Annotated in this window: 7 protein-coding genes; all 7 read right to left on the bottom strand. The window is 68.1% G+C overall.

Annotated features, from left to right (window positions below; translation table 11 throughout):
- Nucleotides 1-4 precede the first annotated feature (4 nt).
- Entirely contained in the window at nucleotides 5-13,336 is a 13,332-nt protein-coding gene (locus tag BDW16_RS14800) for a filamentous haemagglutinin family protein (RefSeq protein WP_066573120.1), read from the bottom strand.
- Between the two features lie 103 nt (nucleotides 13,337-13,439).
- Nucleotides 13,440-13,802 (bottom strand): hypothetical protein, encoded by a 363-nt coding sequence (locus BDW16_RS14795; protein ID WP_066573117.1) that lies wholly within the window; start codon nucleotides 13,800-13,802, stop codon nucleotides 13,440-13,442.
- 158 nt (nucleotides 13,803-13,960) lie between these two features.
- A complete protein-coding gene (locus tag BDW16_RS14790) occupies nucleotides 13,961-15,646 on the bottom strand; it encodes a putative porin (protein WP_241230476.1) in 1,686 nt (561 codons plus the stop codon).
- Between the two features lie 75 nt (nucleotides 15,647-15,721).
- The gene (locus BDW16_RS14785; protein WP_241230475.1) at nucleotides 15,722-16,432 is read right to left on the bottom strand and encodes a TonB-dependent receptor; all 711 of its coding nucleotides are present in this window, start codon (nucleotides 16,430-16,432) and stop codon (nucleotides 15,722-15,724) included.
- Nucleotides 16,432-16,851 carry an ExbD/TolR family protein gene (locus tag BDW16_RS14780; RefSeq protein WP_075152919.1) on the bottom strand — a complete coding sequence of 140 codons (420 nt, stop codon included), beginning with the start codon at nucleotides 16,849-16,851 and terminating at the stop codon, nucleotides 16,432-16,434. Before BDW16_RS14780 ends, BDW16_RS14785 begins: the two co-directional genes overlap by 1 nt.
- A gap of 15 nt (nucleotides 16,852-16,866) precedes the next feature.
- Complete coding sequence (locus BDW16_RS14775; RefSeq protein WP_241230474.1) at nucleotides 16,867-18,597, bottom strand: DUF2341 domain-containing protein; 1,731 nt, start codon at nucleotides 18,595-18,597, stop codon at nucleotides 16,867-16,869.
- Between the two features lie 5 nt (nucleotides 18,598-18,602).
- Nucleotides 18,603-20,210, bottom strand: coding sequence for a ShlB/FhaC/HecB family hemolysin secretion/activation protein (locus BDW16_RS14770; protein ID WP_241230473.1), 1,608 nt, complete (start codon nucleotides 20,208-20,210; stop codon nucleotides 18,603-18,605).
- Between the last annotated feature and the right edge of the window lie 55 nt (nucleotides 20,211-20,265).

Here is a 20,265-nt window from a genome sequence, read left to right as displayed (position 1 = left end):
CGTCTCAGGGCTCGGCACCGAAGCCGAGCAGGCGGACGGTGACGATCACCGGCAGGTCGGCGCGTGCCGGCGGCCGGGCGCGCTCTGCGGCCTTGACCGCTTCGGCGACCACCGCGCTGCTGGCCGACGAAGCGGCGGTCAGCGCGCTGGTGTTGACCACCGGTGGCAACGGGATGCCGCGCGCCTCGCCCTCGACCTTGATGTTCGCGGCGTTGAGCACCTGAAGCGCGGCTAGGTTAACGTTGCCCGACACACGGATGCCCGCCTCGCCCGCATCGATCACGCCGACCGGCGCGATCAGATCGACGTCGCCCGCCGGAATCTCCGGGATCGGCGCCAGCGTGGCGATGCCCGCGCCGGTGTTCTGCGTCGGCGGCGAGAGCGTAACGATGCCGTAGCGGTCGTAGATGCGCCGCGGCGGCTGGAACACCGCGGTGCTCTTCGATCCGCGGCCGGCGTTGATGTCGCCCTCAGCCGACCAGATCAGCAGATCGCCGCCAAAGGTGGTGAATACACGGCTCTGGCCGAGCAGCACCGACCGGCGCGAATAGATGTCGATATCGCCCGAGCCCATGCTGAGCACGCCCGCCGTCGAGGGCGGCGCGATGCTGCCCACGCCGACCAGCGTCTGACCGCCCGCGACGAGCAATTCGACATTGCCGCCGAACAGCGTCCGCACGCCCGACCCGCCGAACATGGTGAGGTCGCCGGCATAGGAGATCGCCTTGCCGCTGGCATCCTTCTCCGGGAACAGCACCGCGATCGCATTGCGGCCGCGCAGATAGCTCGCGAAGCGCGGGCCCTCGGCATCGTTATACTCGCGCCCGCCCGCCTTCAGCTCGTCATAATAAACCTGGCGGACGAAGATGCCGCGTTCGACATCGGTCAGCTCGCTGTTGAAATAGTCGAGCGCACCCTTCGCGTCGGCCGCCTCATAGCCGAACCGGGCCTTGAGCCACTGGCGCAGTTCCGCGTCATAGGTCTTGGCGACCTTGCCCTCATTCTCCGGGTGCGCGAGTGGATATTCGGCGTTCGCGCGATTGGCCGGGTCTAGGTAGAGTTTGGCGAACGCGTCATAGTTCGGACCGCCCGCGCCCACCCCGGTCAGCACGGTGATCGCCGCGCCGCCATTTCGGGTTTCCGGGGTCAGGCCGAACAACGGCCCCATGCTGCTCAACCGGCCATTGTCGCCCTGATAGACGTGGCGCCCGGCCTCGACGATCAGGTTGCCGGGCCCGGCGACCGTCATGTTGGCGAAGACCACGTCGCGCCCGGCCGAAATCAGGGTGATGTCGCGCGGATCGTTATGGACCACCAGACCGGAGGTAAGGAACGGGCCGCCATAGATCTGCCCCACGCCGCGGCAGTCCACCGGACCCGAAATCCCGCACCCGAGCGCCAGCGGCGAACCCAGATTGACGATGTCGCGGCCGGCGCGGATCGTCGCCGATCCCGAGCTGATATAGATCGGGCTCAGCAGGCTCCAGTTGGTCATGCCGAACGAGAATTCGCGCACGTCGCCTTCGACCGCATAGAACAGCGCCGGCTTCTTGCGGCCTTCGATCAGGCGGCCGCTCGCGGTTTCGGACTGGAACGCGACGGCGCTGCCGACCGAGCCGTTGCCGGTGACCGTCGGAACCGGAGCGTCCGGGGTCCGCTGCGCCATGCCGCCCCAGACCGGGCGGAAGATGTTGGGCAGCAGGTCCCGGCTGTTCGACATGCCGGACATCGCGACCGGCATGCTCGTCACATAGTCGCCGACTCCTTCCTGCGAGAACTGCGCCATGCCGGTGATGGTGTGGCCCGCAAGGAACTCGACCTGCCCCTTGGGCGAGGGCGAGAGGACCAGCGCCGGGATGCCCGTGTTGCAGTCATTGCCGCAAAAGGCGCCGCTCCAGTCGATATTGCCGCCCGGTGCGGTGGCGGTGAGGATCGCCGGATACCAGTAGCGCAGGTCGCGCCGCGCCGCGTTCGACGTCGCCAGCGTCACCGGCGTGATTGTCCCACCGGCCGAATAGAGGTGGATCGCAGTATCGTCCTGCCACAGCGTGAAGCTGCTGCGCGCGAACAGCCCGTCGGTCCGCGACCAGACGCCGGCGGCATCGATCATGCCCAGGCTGGTACCCGCCTCGGTCATCTGGACGACCGAGCCGGGGTCGGCGACGCCCGACAAGATGAGCTTACCGCGCGTGGCGAGGGTAACCTTCGTGTCGCCCGGGGCAAGTGTGATCCAGCCGATCGAGCGCGCGGTGACGTCGATATCGCCGCGCAAATTGGTCAGCGTGCCGCCCAAGTCGGTGTCGGAGATCTGCCCCGGGGTCATCGGATTGAGCGCGCCGCCGATGCGGATCGTCATGTCGCCGCCGCCGGTCTGCACGACTTCGCCGCCGGTGACGAAACCCGCGACGCGGGTCACCTCCGTCACCCGGCCCGTCCCCGCGACCGCGAAGTCGAGCCCCGTGCTCGCCACCCGCGCCCGCAACGAGCCGCCGCTTGCGGTGTCGCCGAGCGGCGTGCTGAAATCGGTCAGCGTACCGGCATCGCCGCCCGCCGAAACGGTCAGATTGCCGCCGCCCAGGGTGCCGATCCCCGTGAAGCCGACCAGCAGCGGTGCGTTATGGCTGATGATCGAGTCGTTGTAGCTCGACGCATTGTTGGGGATGTAGCCGCCGAAATGGATCCACCATGCGGTGGGGGTATCCTGGCCGAGCTGAGCACCGCTACCTTCGGCGACGCCATAGCTGCCCTGGCGCCACAGCCAGTTGGCGATCGATCCGCTGCCCGGCCGCAGATAGGCGAAATCGCGCCCGGTCTGGTAGCCGATCAGCTCACCCTGCACCGCAAGGGTCAGGTCGCCGCCATGCTCGGGATACCAGGCCCGATAGTCGCGGATGCTGTCGGCATAGCCGTCGAACCCGGCGCCGATCCACGGGTTGGCGAGACCCTGCCCGCCCGACAGGATCGCGCGCGGCTGGTCGTAGACATTGTAGCCGTCCGGCGTTGTGCCGCCGATCATGTCCGACGGGGTGCCCGCGGTATAGACGCCGAACAGCGAATATTGCCGGTAGGAGCCGCCCGCGAGCAGATCGAGCGAACCGGTGCCGGTGCGCACGACGCTGAACGCCTGCACCGCGCGCATCCGGGTCAGCCAGTCGGGGGTGAAGCCGTCCGCCGTGGTCAGCCGCGGGTTGAGATAGTGGCGATCCGACAGGTTGAGGTCGCCCGTCTGGCCCGATGTGGCAAGGTCGGTGGCGGCACGCAGCGCGCGGCCGTCCGCAGACCCGATATCCGCGCCCGCGACGAAGCGCATCGACCAGGATTCCGAACCCTGTTTGAGCATCGGCGCGGTTGCCCAGATGCGGCCCTGCGTGCCGTCGGCCTGCACCGGCCGCATCTGCTCGCGCGGCGTTCCGGCGATCTGGACGTCGACCCCGGCGCCCAGCACCGTGCCTGCGGGCAAGGTGAGCGGCTGGGCGAGATAGACGTTCGCGACGTTGAACACGTTGAGCGGGGTGCCCGCGGGCACCTTGGTCGTCGTGACCCAATAGTTGGCCGGCATCGTCGAACCGGCGCCGAACCAGCTTCCCTGCGGCAGGCGCGCGGTCACGACCGCGCCAGTCTGGATGATCGGCGCAGCACCGGCTTCGAACTCGGCCTTGCTAGCCCAGATCGGCGCGGTGGCGGTCCATCCGGTCTGCGGAACCTGAGTGGTGGTCTCGAAGCCGAACGGGATCGCCACGCCCCGGCGGATCTGCGTGCCGTGCCGCACGACGATGCCGAAACCGAGGACGAAGCTCGAGTTCGGCCCGCCCGGGAATATGGTCGCGGTGCCCGTGGCGCTGCCGAGCAGCTCCATCGCGGACGGCAGCGTGACCGGCGCGGCGAGCAGCCCGGTGACCGCGGACGACAGCAAGGTCACGTCGCGCGGAATGACGTCGCCCGCGGCAAGCGTGATCATCGACGACAGGGTGACCGACGCGGGCAGCTTGACCCCCTTGGGCCAGGTCATTGCGCGCAGGCTGACCGCCCCGGGCATCGCGCTGCCCTCACCCAGAACCGTACCGGCGGGCAATTGGGTATCGGCGGCGATGATCGCGCCGCGCGCGATCACGCTGCCGTCGGGCAGCCTGATGTCCGCGCGTGCCACCCATTCACGGCCGAAGGTGAAGGCCGAAGCCAGGCGCGTCTCGGCGCCGAGCAACATGTTCGACTCCGCCGTGAAGCCGTTGACCGGCAGATCGTAGCCCAGCGCCACCGCGCCCGGGAACCGCGTTCCGTTACCCAGCGTCGCGACCGTCGGCAGGCGATAGTCCTGAACCCAGGCTTCGGTCGCGCCCTGGCTGCCCGGGTAGAGCACCCAGCCATTGTCGTCCGGGGTGCGCGCGGGCATGCCGAAGCCGTCGGTGATCGATCCGTTGATGTCGAGATCGCCCGCCGCGCGGATCAGCAGCGCACCGGCCTCGCCCGAGCCATAGCCGTCGCCGAACGGGTCGGCATAGTTGGCCGCCCGCTGGGTCTTGGCATTGAGGCTGGCGTAGCGGTGCCCGGCAAGGTTGAGGTCCCCGGATACGCGCAGATCGCCGCCGGGTGCGCTGACCAGCTCGACGCCGGGGCGCAGATGGAAGACATCGCCCAGCGCGCGCAGCCCCGCGATCCGGCCGAGCAGCGCACCATTGCCGATCGCGGCGTTGATGAACGCGTCGCTGTCCTGATGGATGCCGTCGAGCAGCGCCTGATCGATGATCCCGCCCGCGGGCTGATAGCTTCGGAAGGCGTTGACCGAAAGGCTGGCGGCGCCGCGGATGTTGAGCGCTCCTGCCGCGGCGATCGCGACGTCGTCGCCGCCGATGCGGCGCGCGTTGAGCTCGATCCGCCCGCGGCGGACACCGTCGGGCGAAGCGAGGTCGATGGTCGCCCCCTGCTGGAGCGCCAGCGTGCCCCCGGCGCTGGTCAGCTCGACCGTCGCGCGGTTCGATGCCTCGACCGGCGCGCCATAGGCATCGACCTGCAGCACCGTGCCGCGCGCGTCGAGCACCGCGCTGCCGGTCAGGGTGAGGTCGTTCTTCGCCGACAGGCGGATCGACCCCGGCTTGGCGCCGCTCGCATCGATACGGCCGGTGACGGTCAGGCTGCCGCCGTCGGCGGTGATGCTCACATTGCGCGCCTTCACCTCGTCGCCAATCACGAGGTCGCCGGTCCGGGTCAGGAAGCTGCGCGAATGGGTGACTCCGCCCTCGTTCAGCCGCGCATTTAGCGCCGCGAACCCGGCGATCTGGCCGGCACGGATGTCGACGCCGCCGGCACGCAGCTCGGGGTTCGGTCCCTGCCCGCCATTGCGCGCCTCGCCCTGGATCGTGCCGTCGAGCGCTGCCGTACCGTTGAGCGCGGTAACCTTGAGCAATCCGGCATGATTATAGTCGGCGCTGAGGTCGATCACCGCGCCCTTCGCCACCAGCACATCGCCGGTCGCACTTTCCAGCTCGACGTCGCCGCCCCAGCTGTAGCGGGTCTCGTCGAAGAATTTCGACGCCATCCCCGCCATGTCGATCCTGGCGCGATCACCCAGCGTCACGTCGCCGGCGCGCGCGGTCAGCTTGAGGCGGCCGCTCGGCAGCGCCACAAGCGTGTCGACCGCGACCGTGCTGCCGGTGAAGCCGATCTCCCCGCCCATCGGAACCTCGGGCCGCTTGGCCGGGGCCGTCCAGCCCTGCGGCGCGGCAAGCTTGATCGCCCCGCCCGCGACGAAGCCGACATTCGACCCGCCCTTGCCGGTCAACAACGGCGTGGTGATGTTGAGCGCGCCGCCGATACCGGGCTTGCCGGAGACTGCCTGCGATTCATAGACCGAGATCGTCCCGCGATCATTGGTCTCGATCCGTTGCGATGCGGTGAGATTGACCGTCGAGAAGCCGAGCGCGAGCCGGTTCATGTTGAGCGAAGAAATGCCCGAAAGCTTGTCCTGATAGCCGAGCACGATCCGGTCGGCGACGAGGTTGAGCGTGCCGTGGCCGGTGCCCGGCCCGCCCGCAATCGGCGCGCCCGGATTGGCTTCGACGACGACCGGCGACCAGCTTGGGCCGCTCGTCCCGTAGATGCCGTTCCACACCAGGGTCGCGGCGCTGACCGTCGCGGTGTCGTTCGCACTGCCATGGCCGTAGAGCGCCGGCGTGTTGAGCACGAGCTGAAGCGCCGAAGTCCCCGTGCTGCCGCGCGTATCGAGATTCACGGTGCCGTAGAAGTTGACCGAGTCATTCGCGGTGAGGATCAGCCGCTCCAGCGCGGGCGCGCCGGTGCTGCCGTCGCCGCGCATCAACCGTTCGAGTACGCTCTGGTTGAGCAGGATGCCGCTGGGCAGGATGCCGGCCTCGCCCGCCGCAGCGAGCGACTGGCTGGTGCCGATGTTCACGCTGCCGGTCGATAGCGAGAGATAGCGCGCACCATAGCGCACCTGCTCGCCCAGGCTGACCTGGCCGATGCTCGCGAACGCAAGCGTGCCTTCCGAATAGAGCGCTGCGCCGTCTTCGACGGTGATCACGCCGGTGGTGCCGGCGCCCGACGGCGCCTGAAGCTCCAGCAGGCCGTTGGAGACTGCGAGCATTGCCACCTGGTTGCTGACGATCTGGTAGCCGCTCGCCATGTCGAACGCGGGCTTGCCCTTGCCGATCGTGGAGAGCGTCGCACCCGCTTCGACGGTGATGTCCGAACGGCCGTCGGAGACCAGCATGATCTGCGCGCCCGACAGCGTCGCGCCTTCGCGCACCGTGATCCCGTTGAAACCGGTATGCGCGTAGAGGTCGCTGCCCGCGCGGATCCTCAGCTGGGCCGTGATCGTCGAGTTGCCATAGACCTGACGCTGGACCTCGCCGCCGATGATCATCAGGGTGGCGCCAACCGCGTTCAGATCGGATGCGTAGAGGCCCGCTGCGCCCTTGCTTGCGGTCATGCCGTCCGCCAGGATTTCGAGCGGCATCGCACCGGCCGAGCGGTAGTTGCCCGGGGTCACCGACAGCGACCCGCCGATCCCGCCTTCGGCCGCGGCGAACTTGCCGGTGCCCTTGAACGAGAAGAGCGGGCGGTCGCCGATATCCGCAACCGCGGGCAGCGCCAGCGTGAACTGCTTGCCGTCACGCGGCAGCACCGGCGGCGGGCGGTTGAACAGCGCACGATCGGGCAGGTCGGTCAGGAACTTCTCGAAGCTCGTCTCGACATATTGCGAATGGGTGCGCACCACATCCGCCGGGGTCAGGATGATGTCGACCGCCTGCGCCGAACGGGTGGCAAGGTTGGCGACGCCGGTATGGACACCCAGCGCAAGCGATCCGTCGGGGAGCTTGCTGAGCTGCCCGGCACCGGGCGCCGTCGCCCGCCCCATCTCGACGCGGTACGCGCCCTTCATCAGCGCGAACTCGGCGGGCAGCAGCATATAGGTGCCAGCCTTCAGCCCAGGCACGCCCTCCGGCACGATGATCTGCTGCCCGAATTCGGGCTGCGCATGGCCGTCGATCGCGCGCGGCGCAGCCGATCCCTGATAGTCGGGGACGATCGCATAGACCTTGTTGTCGGCGTGGCTGAACCCGGCATAGGCGGGGTTCACGTTGGCGAGTGCGGTCTTGAGGATGTCGACCGATCCACCGCGGCCCGGCGTGAAGCCGGCGCCGGTCGGTATGCCGCCACCCGACAGATCGAGCACCGCGCCCGCATCGGCCCGGAGCGAGCCGACCACGGTCACGCCCTGCCGGGCGGTCGTATCGCCGAGCTTGACCCCATTCAGCATCCAGCTGAGGCCGTCGGTCGTGCCGCCATAGGGGATAGTGAGCCCGGCGCCGCTGACCGAGGTGAGGCTGCCCGGAAGCAGGTTGACTTCGCTGGTCGTGACATACTGCCCCGACCAGCCGATCTGCCCCGGCATCGCCATCTCGGGGCCCGGCACATAGTCATCGCCGCCGACGCCCAGCGTGATCGAGCCTAGCGGCGCGACCAGCACGCCACCCTGGTTGATGATATCCGCACCGACGGTGAGCTGGCCATAGACCGACAGCGGGGCCGCGGGCTTGCTTCCGGCCAGCGTGTGGAAGCTGACCGTGCCGCCCTGCATCATCGTGTTGTAGATCGCGGTGTTGCCGGGCAGGCGGTAGGAATAGACGCCGGCATAGATTGCCGCGACGGCCCCCGTCGTCGGATAGATCTGCGCGGCGGTGAGCGAGATGTTGCTCATCGACCGCACCTCGCCGCCGGTCAGGCGGATGTCGCTGCGGCTGACGATGCTGATGTCCTTCGACGCCGCATAATCATAGTCGCGCTGCCCGCCGCCGATCAGCCCGATCGAGCCGTTCACGCCGAAACGGATGCCCGCCATGTCGATCAGGCCGCCGGTGATGGTGACGCTGCCATTGCCGGCCACGGGTCGGGTCTGCAGCGCGAGCTGGCCTTGATTCTGCGCGACGAGGGTATTCCCCCACATCGTCCCGCCGCCCGCGAAGTTCACATAGGCGGCCGACAGCTTGATATGGCCGTCGGGATCGAGGTTCGCGATCGATCCGAACAGCGTCAGGTTGCGGCCGAGGTTCAGCGAGACGTCGCCGTTGAACAGCACGACGTCGTCGCTCGCCAGCGACAGGCTGTCGAAGCCCCCCGCCTTGACGCGATCGGCGCCGATCCGCGCCTGGCCGACCAGATCGGCGACCCCCTCGTTCGCGGCGTTAGCCTGAGCGACGGTCTGCCCCGGCGTCCAGCACCCGGTGACGCAGCCGCCGAACTCGATCGCGTCGGACAGGACCGGCGAGTAGCTCGTATCGACGATCACCTTGCGCAGCTGGCGCATGAAATCGGGTACTTCGCGGCCGGTGCCAATGCCGCGGTCGGACACCAGCGGGGTCGTCAGCCGGATCGACAGCTCGCCACCCAGCGCGCCCGCGCCGCCCGCCCTGGCGCGCAGGTCTCCGTCGAGGAAGATGCCGAACTGCGAGTCGAACGCCAGCCTGCCGCCATCGGTCGCGAGCAGCAGGCCGTTGCGCTGCGCCGGCAGGCCCGAGCTCAGATAGTCGATCTCCGCACTCGCGCCCGAGGCGTCGAGCACCGCCCCCTCGCGCACCACGACATAGGCGGCGGTCATCTGGCGCGGGGTAGTCAGCGTCGAGCCGAAGGGCTGCTGGGGCTCGCCGCCGATATGGATCGATCCGCCCGCCGAGACGCTGGCATAGCGCAGCCCCCGTGCATCGACCGCGGTGAAGGCCCGGCCCGAAACGTCGATCATCGCGCCGGAATCGATCCACAGCGCGCGCGTCGGATCGTAGCGGATCGGCGTGTTGGACGGAACGTCGCGGCTCATATTCTCGAACAGAGTCGAGGTGAGCTCGACGCTGCCGCCGCGCGCCTCGGCCTTGCCCTGGAACAGGATCGATTCGGCCGCTGTCAGCTTGATCGACTGGCCGTCATCGACGCGCAGCACCGCGCCCTTGCCCACGCGGAGCTGGCCGAACAGCTGGCGATCGGTTAGCCGGTTGCCATAGCCGTCGCGCCCATCGCCATCGCCCAGGCCCGATGCTGCCAGAGTCAGGCTCGCGCCCTGGCGCTGGATGAAGCGGCCGTTCGCCGCATCCTCACGCATCATCGGCGCGGTCCACAGCTCCATCGCGTCGTCGAGCGCGGCGCCGCTCGCCACCTTGTGGCTGTCGCCGGTGATCCGGCGCACCGGCGCCATCACGTCGAGCTTGGTATTGTCGCCCACCCACAAATCGCCGCCGGCGCGAACGGTGTAGTTAGTGAAGCCCTTCTGGAAGAAATCCGCTTCGAGGTGCAGCGGTGTCGCGACCTTGAGATCGGCCTCGAAGGTCCAGCCACGCTTGAGCGTGGTCCCCGCCGCGAGCGTCAGGTCGTTGGCGAGCGGGGTACCCGCGGGGATGAAACGGGTGATCGGTGTCGGAAGCGGAACCTCGTTCCCGCCATAGATCGCGCTCAGATCAGGAATCGCCTGCCCCTTGGCGACCGACATATAGGCCAGCGCGAGATAGGTCCCCGCGGGCAGCGTCTGCCCGGGCCCGTACCAGTTGAAATCGGCGTCATAGGCCTCGCCGGTGTCGGGAACGACCCAGTCGGCGAGCAGCGTCCTATCGGTGAAATCGAGGAACAGGCTGTCGTCCGCGATGTCGCCGGTCAGCAGCTTGGTGACCTGATAGGAATATTCGAACGGCAGGCTCATCCCCGCCTTGAGCAGCAGATCCTCGCTGAGCTGCATGTCCATCGGCAACGGCTGTCCGGCGACCAGCAGGTTTCCGCCCGCGAATACCTGCGCGCCGATCGTCACCGGCCGCCCACCATTGTTGATGATCAGCGTGCCGCCCGCAAAATCGCCCGAGCCGTAGGAGCGGATCTCGCCGTCGAGGACCAGTTCGTTGGCGATCGGCCGCGGCGTGTTGCTCGCCGAGATCACGACGTCGCCACCGCGCGCGCCCAGGGTCTCGCCCTGCTCGAGGATGGCCCCGCCCGCGGACACGTCGATCAGGCTGTTCTTGCCCAGACGCGCCGATCCTTGGCTGCTGCTGATGAAGACGTCGCCGCCCTTGATGAACGCCAGGTCCCGGCGATCCCCGCCGGCCTTGAGGTTGACCCAAAGGCCGGTGGCATCGATCTTCACGCCCTGCGCCACATCGATCGGGGTCGGGATGATGTCGCAGACGGTGCTGCAATTGGCGATCACGCCCTCGATCGAGATGGTGCCGCTGCGCGCGGTAAGGTCGCCCGCGATCTTGGTATTCTCGGCGCGCAATGCGATGCTGCCGCCATGGGCGACGGCCAGGTCCGCATCGATCAGCAGGCTCTTGCCGCTGACCCGCAGCGCGCCGAGGCCCGCCTGATTGATCGATTCGGCCGAAAGCTGGACGTTGTTGACCAGATCGGGGGTCAGCGCGGTACCGGCATTCATCCCCGACGTGACATCGGTGCCGTTGCTGATCGTCACGTTCGAGCTGAACGGCTGGAAGCCGGAATTGGGCACGTGTGCCTCGAGCCGGTTGCCGACATAGAGACCGCCGGCCAGCGGGGTCACGTTCTGCGGCAGCTTGTACCCGTCGATCCGGTTCGCGTTGGTGCCGTTGAGCGTGCCCTGCGGATCGACGGCGATCGGCAGGTCGGGGCGGATCTGCGTCTGGCGGTCGCCCACGACCACATCGGCGCGGATCGTCCCCTCCATCAATACCGTCGGCATCGACAGCGAGATCGTACCGGCGTCGCGGCCGACGGTATAGCCATCCTCCCATCGCGCCGTCTGGGTGCGCGAGAACGGCGTCGTGAAGAGCTCGGTATAGCCTTCGCCCCAGCGTTCGTGACGGCGCATGAACGCAGCGCCGATCGACATCATCTTGACCCCGGCCGGGGCCTGGCCCGAGGCATAGAGCTTGCCGTCCGAGCCCATGAACAGGGTCGAGCGGACGGTGCCGGCCGCATAGTCGAGGCTGCCGCCCGAAATGTCGAGGATCGCGCCCTTCTGGATCACCAGCTGGCCGCTGTCGGGCGGGCGGACATTGGTCGCGCCGACGCCGCTCTGGAACGCGATGCTCCCGCCAACCGACGCCCATTCGCCGATCGAATGCGCGACGTTGCTCAGATGCCCGCCGACCTCGAGCAGGCCACCCGGCGTGTAATAGCGATCGCCATTGTGCCCGCCGGTGCCGCTCGGAAGCAGGATCAGGTCGCGGATATCGATCCACACGTCATTATGCTTGAGCCCCTCGACCTCGCGGTTGGCCGCGGAATCGCGCATCTCATAGGGCTGGACATTCACCTTGAGCGTGTTGGACTCCATGTCCATCGCCACGCCGCGCACGCCCGACACGTCGAGCACCGCGCCTTCGCCGACGAACGCCTTGGTCCGCGCCATCACCGCGATCTGCCCGCCTTGCGCGATCGTCTGCGACCCCGCCTCGAAGCTGGCGGTGCCGCCGGTCATGATCTCGACGCGCGAACGGTCGAGGCGGTCGGCCATCGTCAGGCCGAGATTGCCGTCGCCCTGATTGTTGAGGTTCCAGCTCAACGTCGTCTGCGGCGGGTTGGCGAGCGCGTCGCGCTGCGCGTTGGTGGCGGTATCCTTGCTGTCGAGTTCGGGCAGGATCAGCGTCAGGCTGTTCCCGGTCAGCGTGACGCTGGTGTCGCTCTTGTTGCTCGCGACGTTGGTCAACAGGTGGACCGTGCCGCGGGCATGGACGTTGGTCGTCGCCACTGCGACGCCGCCCTGCACGACATGCTCGCCCGCGATCGTGATATCGCCCTGCCGCGCTTCGATCACGCCGCTGTTGATCGCACGGCCGGCGGTGCTGTCGGCGCCGACCGTGACCTGCACCTCGTTGCCGCGCGTGGTCGATCGCTGGTTGGCGTCGGTGCCGTAGCCCGGCCGGATCAGGAAGCTGTCGCCCGCCGCGAGCAGGGTCTGGCCGCGATCGGTACGAATCGATCCGGCATTCTCGACCTTGCTGCCCAGCAGCATGACGAAGCCGCCCCCCTCGACCACGGATTTGGGTGCGGTCGTGACGATCCGCGCGCCTGCCTCGACCTTCACTTCACCCTTGGCCGCGGTGAAGCTCTCGACCACCGCGCTGGGCGGCGCGGAAGGCGAGTTCTGGGTGATGCGGGCATAGATGCCATAGTCGCGGAAATGCTGGTCGGTCATCGTCGCGGCCGCGGCGACGATGTTGCGCGCGTTGACCTGGCTCGCGCCGCCGAAGATCACCCCATTCTGGTTGAGGACATAGACCGAACCGTCGGCCTTGATCGTGCCCAGGATCTGCGACGGATCGGCGCTGTTGCCGACGACGCGGTTGAGCGTCACCCAGTTGCTGTTGCCGTGATGGTTGAACGTCAGGTCGGTCTCGCGCCCGACATTGAACGAATCCCAGTTTAGGATCGCCTTGTCCTGCGTCTGGTTGACGCTCACCGCGGTCCGCCCGTTGGAGCCCTGGCTTTGCACCGGGCCTTCGGCGCCGACCCACAGCTTGGGATCGAGCGCAATGCCGTTGGCGACCTTGAGCCCGCCATCGCCAAGGCCGTTGGGCACCGCGGACTGCGCCGCAAGGGCGGCCGCGCGCGCCGCCGCCTGTGCAGCATCCATCTGAGCGCGAACCCGTGTCGCATTCTCCAGCGTCGCGCGGGTGCGCTGCGCCGCCGCGCGCGCCGCGGCGTCGCGGCTCGCGGCGTTCTGCGCTGCCTGCGCGGCTGCGGTCGCCGGGTTTGCGGTCGTGCCGCGGCCGCCGAAATTCTGGGCGAGCGAGGTACCGGCCAGCACCAGGCTGCCGAGCGAGGCGCCAAGGAGCAGACGGTTGCGGAACGAGCGGTCGGTGCGGATCATCGTGCGGACTCCAGGGTGCGCGCCGGCCGGCAAGCGGTGGCGTCGAAAGCAGAAGGAACAGGACGCGGCAGGCGATCGGCACTGCGCATCGCGAAGGATGGAATCATGGCTGGCGGCCCATCGGAGTGACCGGAGCTGCGGCCGGACGCGCCGGCCGCGCCGAAACGCCGAGGTTGCTTCCCATGCGCAGCCGCGTGCCCGACAGGCTGGTCACGCCGACGCGTATGTCCGGCGAACCGGCGCGAACGGCTGAAAGGGTGCGGATCGCGTCGGCCTGCGCACGGGCGATCTTTGCCGCCCGCGCCGCTTGCCGCGCGGCGCATTCCAGATCGCCCGATCGCGTGCCGCCGACCTCGACGATGACACAGGGCGCTACCGGCGGCGACGGCGGCGACGCTTCCGGCTCCGGCACCTCGCGCTGCGTTGCCCCCGCCGGTAGCGGGAGCGCTGCAAGGCCCAGCATCATGAGCGCCGCTCCGGCCGTCCGGACCCGCCCCGAAGGGGCTCGAGGCGGGTCCGTCCGGCCGCGCGCACCGGCACAAAGGGCCGCCGGTACGGGCCGCGAGCCGGGGGAGCTGCCGTCCCCCTGCCCTGCGCTGGAATGAGCGAGCGGCGCCATGGCGATCAGAACCGCGTAGTCAGATCGATCATCAGGTGATCGACCGAGAGCGGCGGCCCGGCGATCTCGTCGGCCGAGAGCCAACGCACGCTCAACGCGGTGTTCTTCGCGAAGCCATAGGTGGCGCCCGCGAACCAGCCCTTCATGTTGGTGCCGCCAAGACCAAAATCGCTGTCCGCGATCGCGTCGAGCGTCGCATCGGATTCGACATGGCGGTAACCGGCTAGCAGGCTCCAGTCGCCGGCGCGGATGTCCTCGCTCAGGTTGCCGACGGCGAGCTGTGCCTGCCAGCCCTTGTCGCCGCCGTCATAGTTGCCGCCGGTCGTGCCGATCACCGGCGCGAAATTGTTGAGCGCGAGCGGCGCGATCTTCGCGCGGTCGAACCCCAGATTCTGGATGTAATCGCCGGTAACCCGCGCCGTGACACGATCGTTCAGCCCATATTCGATCTCGCCGCGCGCGCCGACGACGTGGAACTTGGAGGCAAGCCCGAAATACTGGACCTCGGGGCTGGCACCCGGTGCGACCGCGGGGTTGGGGATGACGTGTCGCAGCGGCTTGTTGGTGTTGCCGAACTGCTGGAACGCCGGCCGCATCGCGTCGGTGCTGCAGGCGTCCTGATCAAAGTTGCACGGCGCCGAGAGCTGTCCCTGCACGTTCTCGAACCGGTAGTAACCGCCGGCGATCCGCGCGCGGAAGCGGTCGCCCGATCGGAAGTCGAGGCCGATCTGCCCGGCCGCCAGATAGCGATCCTGGCTCGGATAGGCACCACCGAAGATGGTGCCCACGCCACTCGATCCGAAGTTGAATGCGGTGTTGAACAGCGGGAAGAAGCCGGCGGTGCCGAATACGCTCACGGTGTCGCCGAATTTCGCTTCGCCGGAGATCGCGACGCCGTCGAAATTCAGGTCCTCGTCGAACTGCATCGCGCTCGACCAGAAGGGGTTGCCGAACCTGCCGATGCTGACCTTGACGTCGTTTACCGGCGTCAGGGTCAGGTTCGCACGGTCAAGCCACAGCGCATATTTGCCGAACTCGCCATTCTGCCCGAGCGTCTGGTTGGTCGAAACGGGACCAGTGTCGTTACCAGTAGCAAGACGAACCTCCGCCCCCACCCAATCGTCGATCCGTACCTTGATACCGAGCCGCGCGCGCAGCCGCATCGCCCAGCGATTCTCGACCGTGTTCAGATAGGGCGGGCGGACAAAGCCGGGCGCGCCCTGATTGACCTGCAGCCCGGCGCCGGCGTTGATCGCGCGCCAGTTGACCAGATCCTGCGAATTGCCCTCGCCGAACAGCATCCCGTCGGCGCGTGCGCGGATATCCCCGAACAGGGTGATGCGCTTGGTCCATTCGGCGACCTCGCCCGGCTTCGCCCAACCTTCGGCCTCCGCCTTGGCGGTCATTTCGGTGCGGACCTGCTGCACGATCTGGTCGCGCACTACCTGCGGCACATAGGGGATGGTCTGGGTGCCGTCGGCGGAAACACCGCCCGCCGGAACCGGCGGCTGGGCGGGCTGAGCTGACGTGCTGGTCGTCGCCTCGGCGATCATCGCATCTGCCTCTTCGCGCGTGACCAGGCCCTTCTTGACCATGATCTCGAGCAGCTTGTTGGCATCCACCTGTTGCGCGAGCGTCGGCGAGGCGAGGAGCGAAGCGCCGGCCGCGCAGGCGAGCAGCGAAGACTTCAAGTGACGAAATTGAGCACGAAACATGGGATCATTCCCCTTGGAGCAATGGTGTTGGCGGGTTTGAGCGCAGGGCGCTCAGCTCCCACTCAGGGCGACGCGCAGGCTGGGCATTCCGGCCGGCGGTCGCTGTGACAGTTGGAATCCGGTCAGCAATTGGGCGATGCGTGCGTTGCGGCGCTCGTCGCCGCCGCGCAGCACCCGCACGCGGCTGATCCGTCCGTTGGCGTCGACCGCGATCTCGATCTCCTCGATGCGGTAGCGGCCGCGGTTCAGCTCGCGATCGGCCTGGGCGGCGCGGCGGATGTCACCGACCGCCATCTGGCCGTAAGCCGCGAAGGCGTTGCCCCCCCCGCTACCGCCCGGTCGGCCGCCGATCCGCATCCCGCCGCCATCCCCGGCCGCAAGGCCGTAGTTGGACGGGCCGGCCCCTTCCCGCGCGGTCAACGCGTTGTCGCCAGGCGCCGGGTCGGACTGGCTCGGCGCATCGGGAGTCGGCGGCGTCGGTGCCTCGACCGGCTGGTCGAGCGGCGGCGCGATCGTCGGTTCGGGCGGTACGATCTCCTTTTCCTGCGGCGGCGGAGGCGGCGGCGGTGGAGGCGGCGGCAAGATCACCTGCGTCGTCTTGTTCTCGTTGGGCCGCTCGGTGACGATCTGGGCGCTGAACAAGCTCCAGATCACGAACCCGGCGAGCGCGATCCCGCCGACAAGAGCGATGCGGCCCAGCGTGACCGGGGAGCGCTTGCGACGCCCCCCGCCCGGACCCCCGGGCAGAGCCAGGGCCGTCATCATTTGCCTCCGCCGGGCGGGCGGGTGGAGGCCATGCCGAGGCTCGGCACGCCGACCTTGGAACACAGGTCGAGCACCTGCATCACCTTGTCATACTGCACCGCCCGGTCGCCGCGCAGGATCACCGCCAGGTCCGGTGTCGAGGCGATCGAGGTTCGCAGTTCGCGCTCCAGTTCGGAAAGCGAGACCGGGATCGCGTCGATCGAGATGGTGCCGTCGTCGGCCACCGCGATCACGCGCGACTTCTGCGCCTCCAACGGCTTCGCGGACGAAGCGCTGGGAAGGTCGACCTTGATGCCCTGCACCGCCGCGGTGGTGAGCAGGATGAAGATGATGAGGAGCACGAGCATCACGTCGATCATCGGCGTGACGTTGATCTCGTTGTACGGCTTGTCCTCGTCGCCGATCTGGATCGCCATCGCTCAGACCCCCGCTCAGGCGGCCTGCGCGGCAGGAACGTCCTGCCACGTTTCGGCGATGCGCTTTTCCAGCTCGTCGGCGAAGATCTGGTTGCGCGCCGTGATCTTCTTCGACCGGACGAGCAGGCTGTTGTAGCCGAACATCGCCGGGATCGCGACGACGAGGCCCGCGACGGTCGCCAGCAGCGCGGCGGCGATACCCGGGGCGATCGCGTTGATGTTGACCTCACCGGCAGCGGCGACGCTGGCGAAGGTGATCATCACGCCCAGGACGGTCCCGGCAAGACCGATGAACGGACCGCCCGAGATCGAGTTGGTCAGCAGCCCCATCCGGTCGTGCAGCTTCTGGCCCTGGATCACCTGTTCCGCGTCGAGCGCGGAACGGATCGCGGCGATCGACTGCGCGCGGATTGCGAAGCGGCTGCCGGTGGAACGGCCCTCCTGGAGCCGCTCGGAAAGCTCGCGGCGGCCGACCTGATAGAGATCGCCCAGCGTCGAATGGACCGCGCCCACGCCGGGGTCGAACGAGGGCAGGCCGGTATGGTCGCCCGACCGCTTGGCCTGATTGCGATAGGCCTCGAGGAAGTCGTCGTTCGCGCGTTCGATCCGCGTGAACAGCATATGCTTGGACAGCATCACCCACAGGGCCAGCACCAGCATTACCGCGAGGATCGCGATCACCGCCCAGGCGTCCCAGGTCAGCGCCTTGAACAGGATACCGAAATAGCCGTGGCCGCCGCCGGTCTCGACCTGCTCGGCGGTGTCGAAGGTCAGCAGCCGCGCACCCTGCCCTTCGCTCGCCGAGGCAAGCTGGAACATCGACTGCGGCAGCGCCGCCTTGGCGACGCGGAACTCGTCGATCTCGCCGGCAAAGCCCCGACCGATCAGCGCATCGCCGGTCGCGGCGCCCAGTGCACCTTCCACTTCGCCAGCGGGCTGACCGTTAACGAACACATGCGTCTTCTTGCCGTCGTTGACCAGCGCGACATTCGCCCAGCTACCGCCGGCGAGCGCCGCGCCCGCCGAACGGGTACCGCCCTGGTCGATGAAGATCTGGCCGCCCTGCGCGATCAGGCTAACCGCGCCGGGCAGCGTGAACAGCGTGCCGTCCGAACCGGGCTTGACCCAGAAGCTTACCGACAGCGGACCGGCGCCGAATGCCGCGGCTGGGATGCTCAGCGGTGTCGTGCCGTCGAACACCAGGCTGTTGCCGATCAGGCCGCTTGCATTGCGGGTCGCCGCGCCGCCGCCCTGAACGCCGTTCGATGTCACGTCCTTCGCCGGGCCGCTGCCCTCGAAGTGATAGACCAGCGTGTAATCGGGGCCGAAGCTGCCGGCGGCGTCCTGCGCTGCGGCGGCCTGCTTGTTACCGTAATAGGCATAGATCGCGGCGGCCTGACCCGGCTGAAGGTTCTGGACGTCGACCCACACCAGCGCCTGCTGCGCCTGGGCGTTCCAGCTCTCGACATGGAATTTGAGCGGGGTGCGATCATCGCCTGCAACGAAGCGCAGGTCCGAACCGTCGGGTTTCGCGTCGGCGAAGTTGAAATTGCCCTGATGCAGCCGCACCAGCACCGGTGCTCGCGCTACCTCGCCGGTCACGCCCGCCGCGCTCGTGTTCAGGTTGATCCGCGTGCGATAGGCATGCTCGGCACCCCACCAGGCATGCGCGGGCGAGGCAAAGGCGGTCATTGCGGCAAGCGCGACCGCGCCCGCCACTGCGCCCCGACGGACGCGTTGGATCATCGACATTAGAATTCCCCCCAAATGCGGAAGCGTGCGAAGATGTCGCCGGTCTTGCTCTCCGGCCCGGAAATCAGCGGCGAGCCGACATCGAGCGCGCCGTTGAGGTATCGAAACAGCTTGATGCGGGCGCCCGCGCCCAGGCTCATCAACCGGAAGCGCTCGCTCTGGCCGCGCAGCGGCTCATGGATCCCGCCCCAGCCCATGTCCCAGAAGCTGTAGACCCTCAGTGAGTCGAGCGGCCCGCCGATCAGTTCGGCGGCATCAGGGGTGCGGAACTCGAGCTGATAGGCGAAGCCGTAATCGGCGAGCGTCTCGGACTCGTAATAGCCACGGACGCTCTGCATGCCGCCGATCGAGAAGCCCTCGTTCGAGATGAGTGGCGTCGCCGACCATTGCGCGTTGAACCGCGCATCGATCTGCGCGCCATCCAGCACATCCTGTGTGTGACCGGCATCAAGCTTGAAAGCGAAGAAGCTGTCGCGCGCCCGATAGCGTTTGTACTCGAACGCCGCCTTGTTATCGCCTAGCCCGCGAATCCCGAAGATGCCGGTGACGCTGAGGTCGCTCTTGCGCCCCTCCCCGGTCCAGTCACCGCGCCAGGACAGCGTCGCCGGGAAATACTCGATCGGTGCGCTGTCGGTGTCCGAACCGAGTTTCAGATCCTCGGCAAAGTCCTTCCAGTCGATGCCGACGGTCAAAGCGTGGTGGAAACCTTCCGATGCGCCGAGCGACTGGATCAGCCGGACGCCGAAGATGTTGCCCTTGCCGACCACGCTGGTACCGCCGATCACGGCGATGTCGCTGTCCGAATGGACGCCGTAGAGCATCAGCTGCGTGCCCTGGCCCAGCCGGGTCAGGTAGTTGCCCGAAAAGACGGTGCCATCATCGGTCCGGCGCGGCGCGGTCTGCGCGGTCAGCGACAGGCTGTCGCCGCGGCCCCACATATCGTCGTAGCGCAGCGTCGCCGAGGCGCGCAGATCGGTGGTCGCCGCCGAGCTGAAATTGTTGATCTCGACCGTGCCGTGCCAGGCCGAGCTTTCCTCGACCTTGAGCACCACATCGAGCGTGCCCGGCGCGACGCCGGCTTTCAACTCGGGCGTCACCCGCCGGGTCGGCTTCTGGTTCATCGCGATCACGTCGCGCTGGAACGCGGTGATGTTGGGCGTCTGCCCCGGCGTCAGCGACGGCGCCTGCGCGCGCACTGCGTCCGGGTTCTTCGTCCCCTCGACCACGACCGTACCGATCGCCTGCGGCTGCACTTCGAGCTGGAGAATGCCGCCGGTCACGCCCTGTTCGGGAATGAACACCGACACGGCGACATAGCCGGCATCCTCGAACGCCTTCTGAAGCGCGGCACGCGCAGCCTCGACATCGGCCTCGCTGCGGCCCGGCCCCATGAAGGGGTAGACCGCTCGCTCGACAGCGTCGGGTGGCAACAGCTTGTTGCCGCGTACCTGGAACGCCCGGATATCGAATGTCGCTGCGGACGGCGGAGCCACCGGCGCTACTGGCGCGGCATCCTGCGCCAAAGCCGGAGTCCCGTTCCCAATCGCGATCATCGTGGCGATCGCGAGGCCCGACGCCCTCCAACCATGGCCTACTACGGTCTTCAACCTAAAATCCCCCGCAACCTGACCCGAGCGCGGCACTGCTGCCGCTTCGGGTGAG

It is taken from the genome of Sphingomonas koreensis (assembly GCF_002797435.1).
Lineage (GTDB): Bacteria > Pseudomonadota > Alphaproteobacteria > Sphingomonadales > Sphingomonadaceae > Sphingomonas > Sphingomonas koreensis.
The sequence above is the reverse complement of the archived record's forward strand: the minus strand, read 5'-3'. Positions and strand labels throughout refer to the sequence as shown.

Coding starts and splice junctions, on each gene's coding strand:
- BDW16_RS14800 (WP_066573120.1), bottom strand. CDS start 13,336: ATGATCCGCACCGACCGCTCGTTCCGCAACCGTCTGCTCCTTGGCGCC.
- BDW16_RS14795 (WP_066573117.1), bottom strand. CDS start 13,802: ATGATGCTGGGCCTTGCAGCGCTCCCGCTACCGGCGGGGGCAACGCAG.
- BDW16_RS14785 (WP_241230475.1), bottom strand. CDS start 16,432: ATGACGGCCCTGGCTCTGCCCGGGGGTCCGGGCGGGGGGCGTCGCAAG.
- BDW16_RS14780 (WP_075152919.1), bottom strand. CDS start 16,851: ATGGCGATCCAGATCGGCGACGAGGACAAGCCGTACAACGAGATCAAC.
- BDW16_RS14775 (WP_241230474.1), bottom strand. CDS start 18,597: ATGATCCAACGCGTCCGTCGGGGCGCAGTGGCGGGCGCGGTCGCGCTT.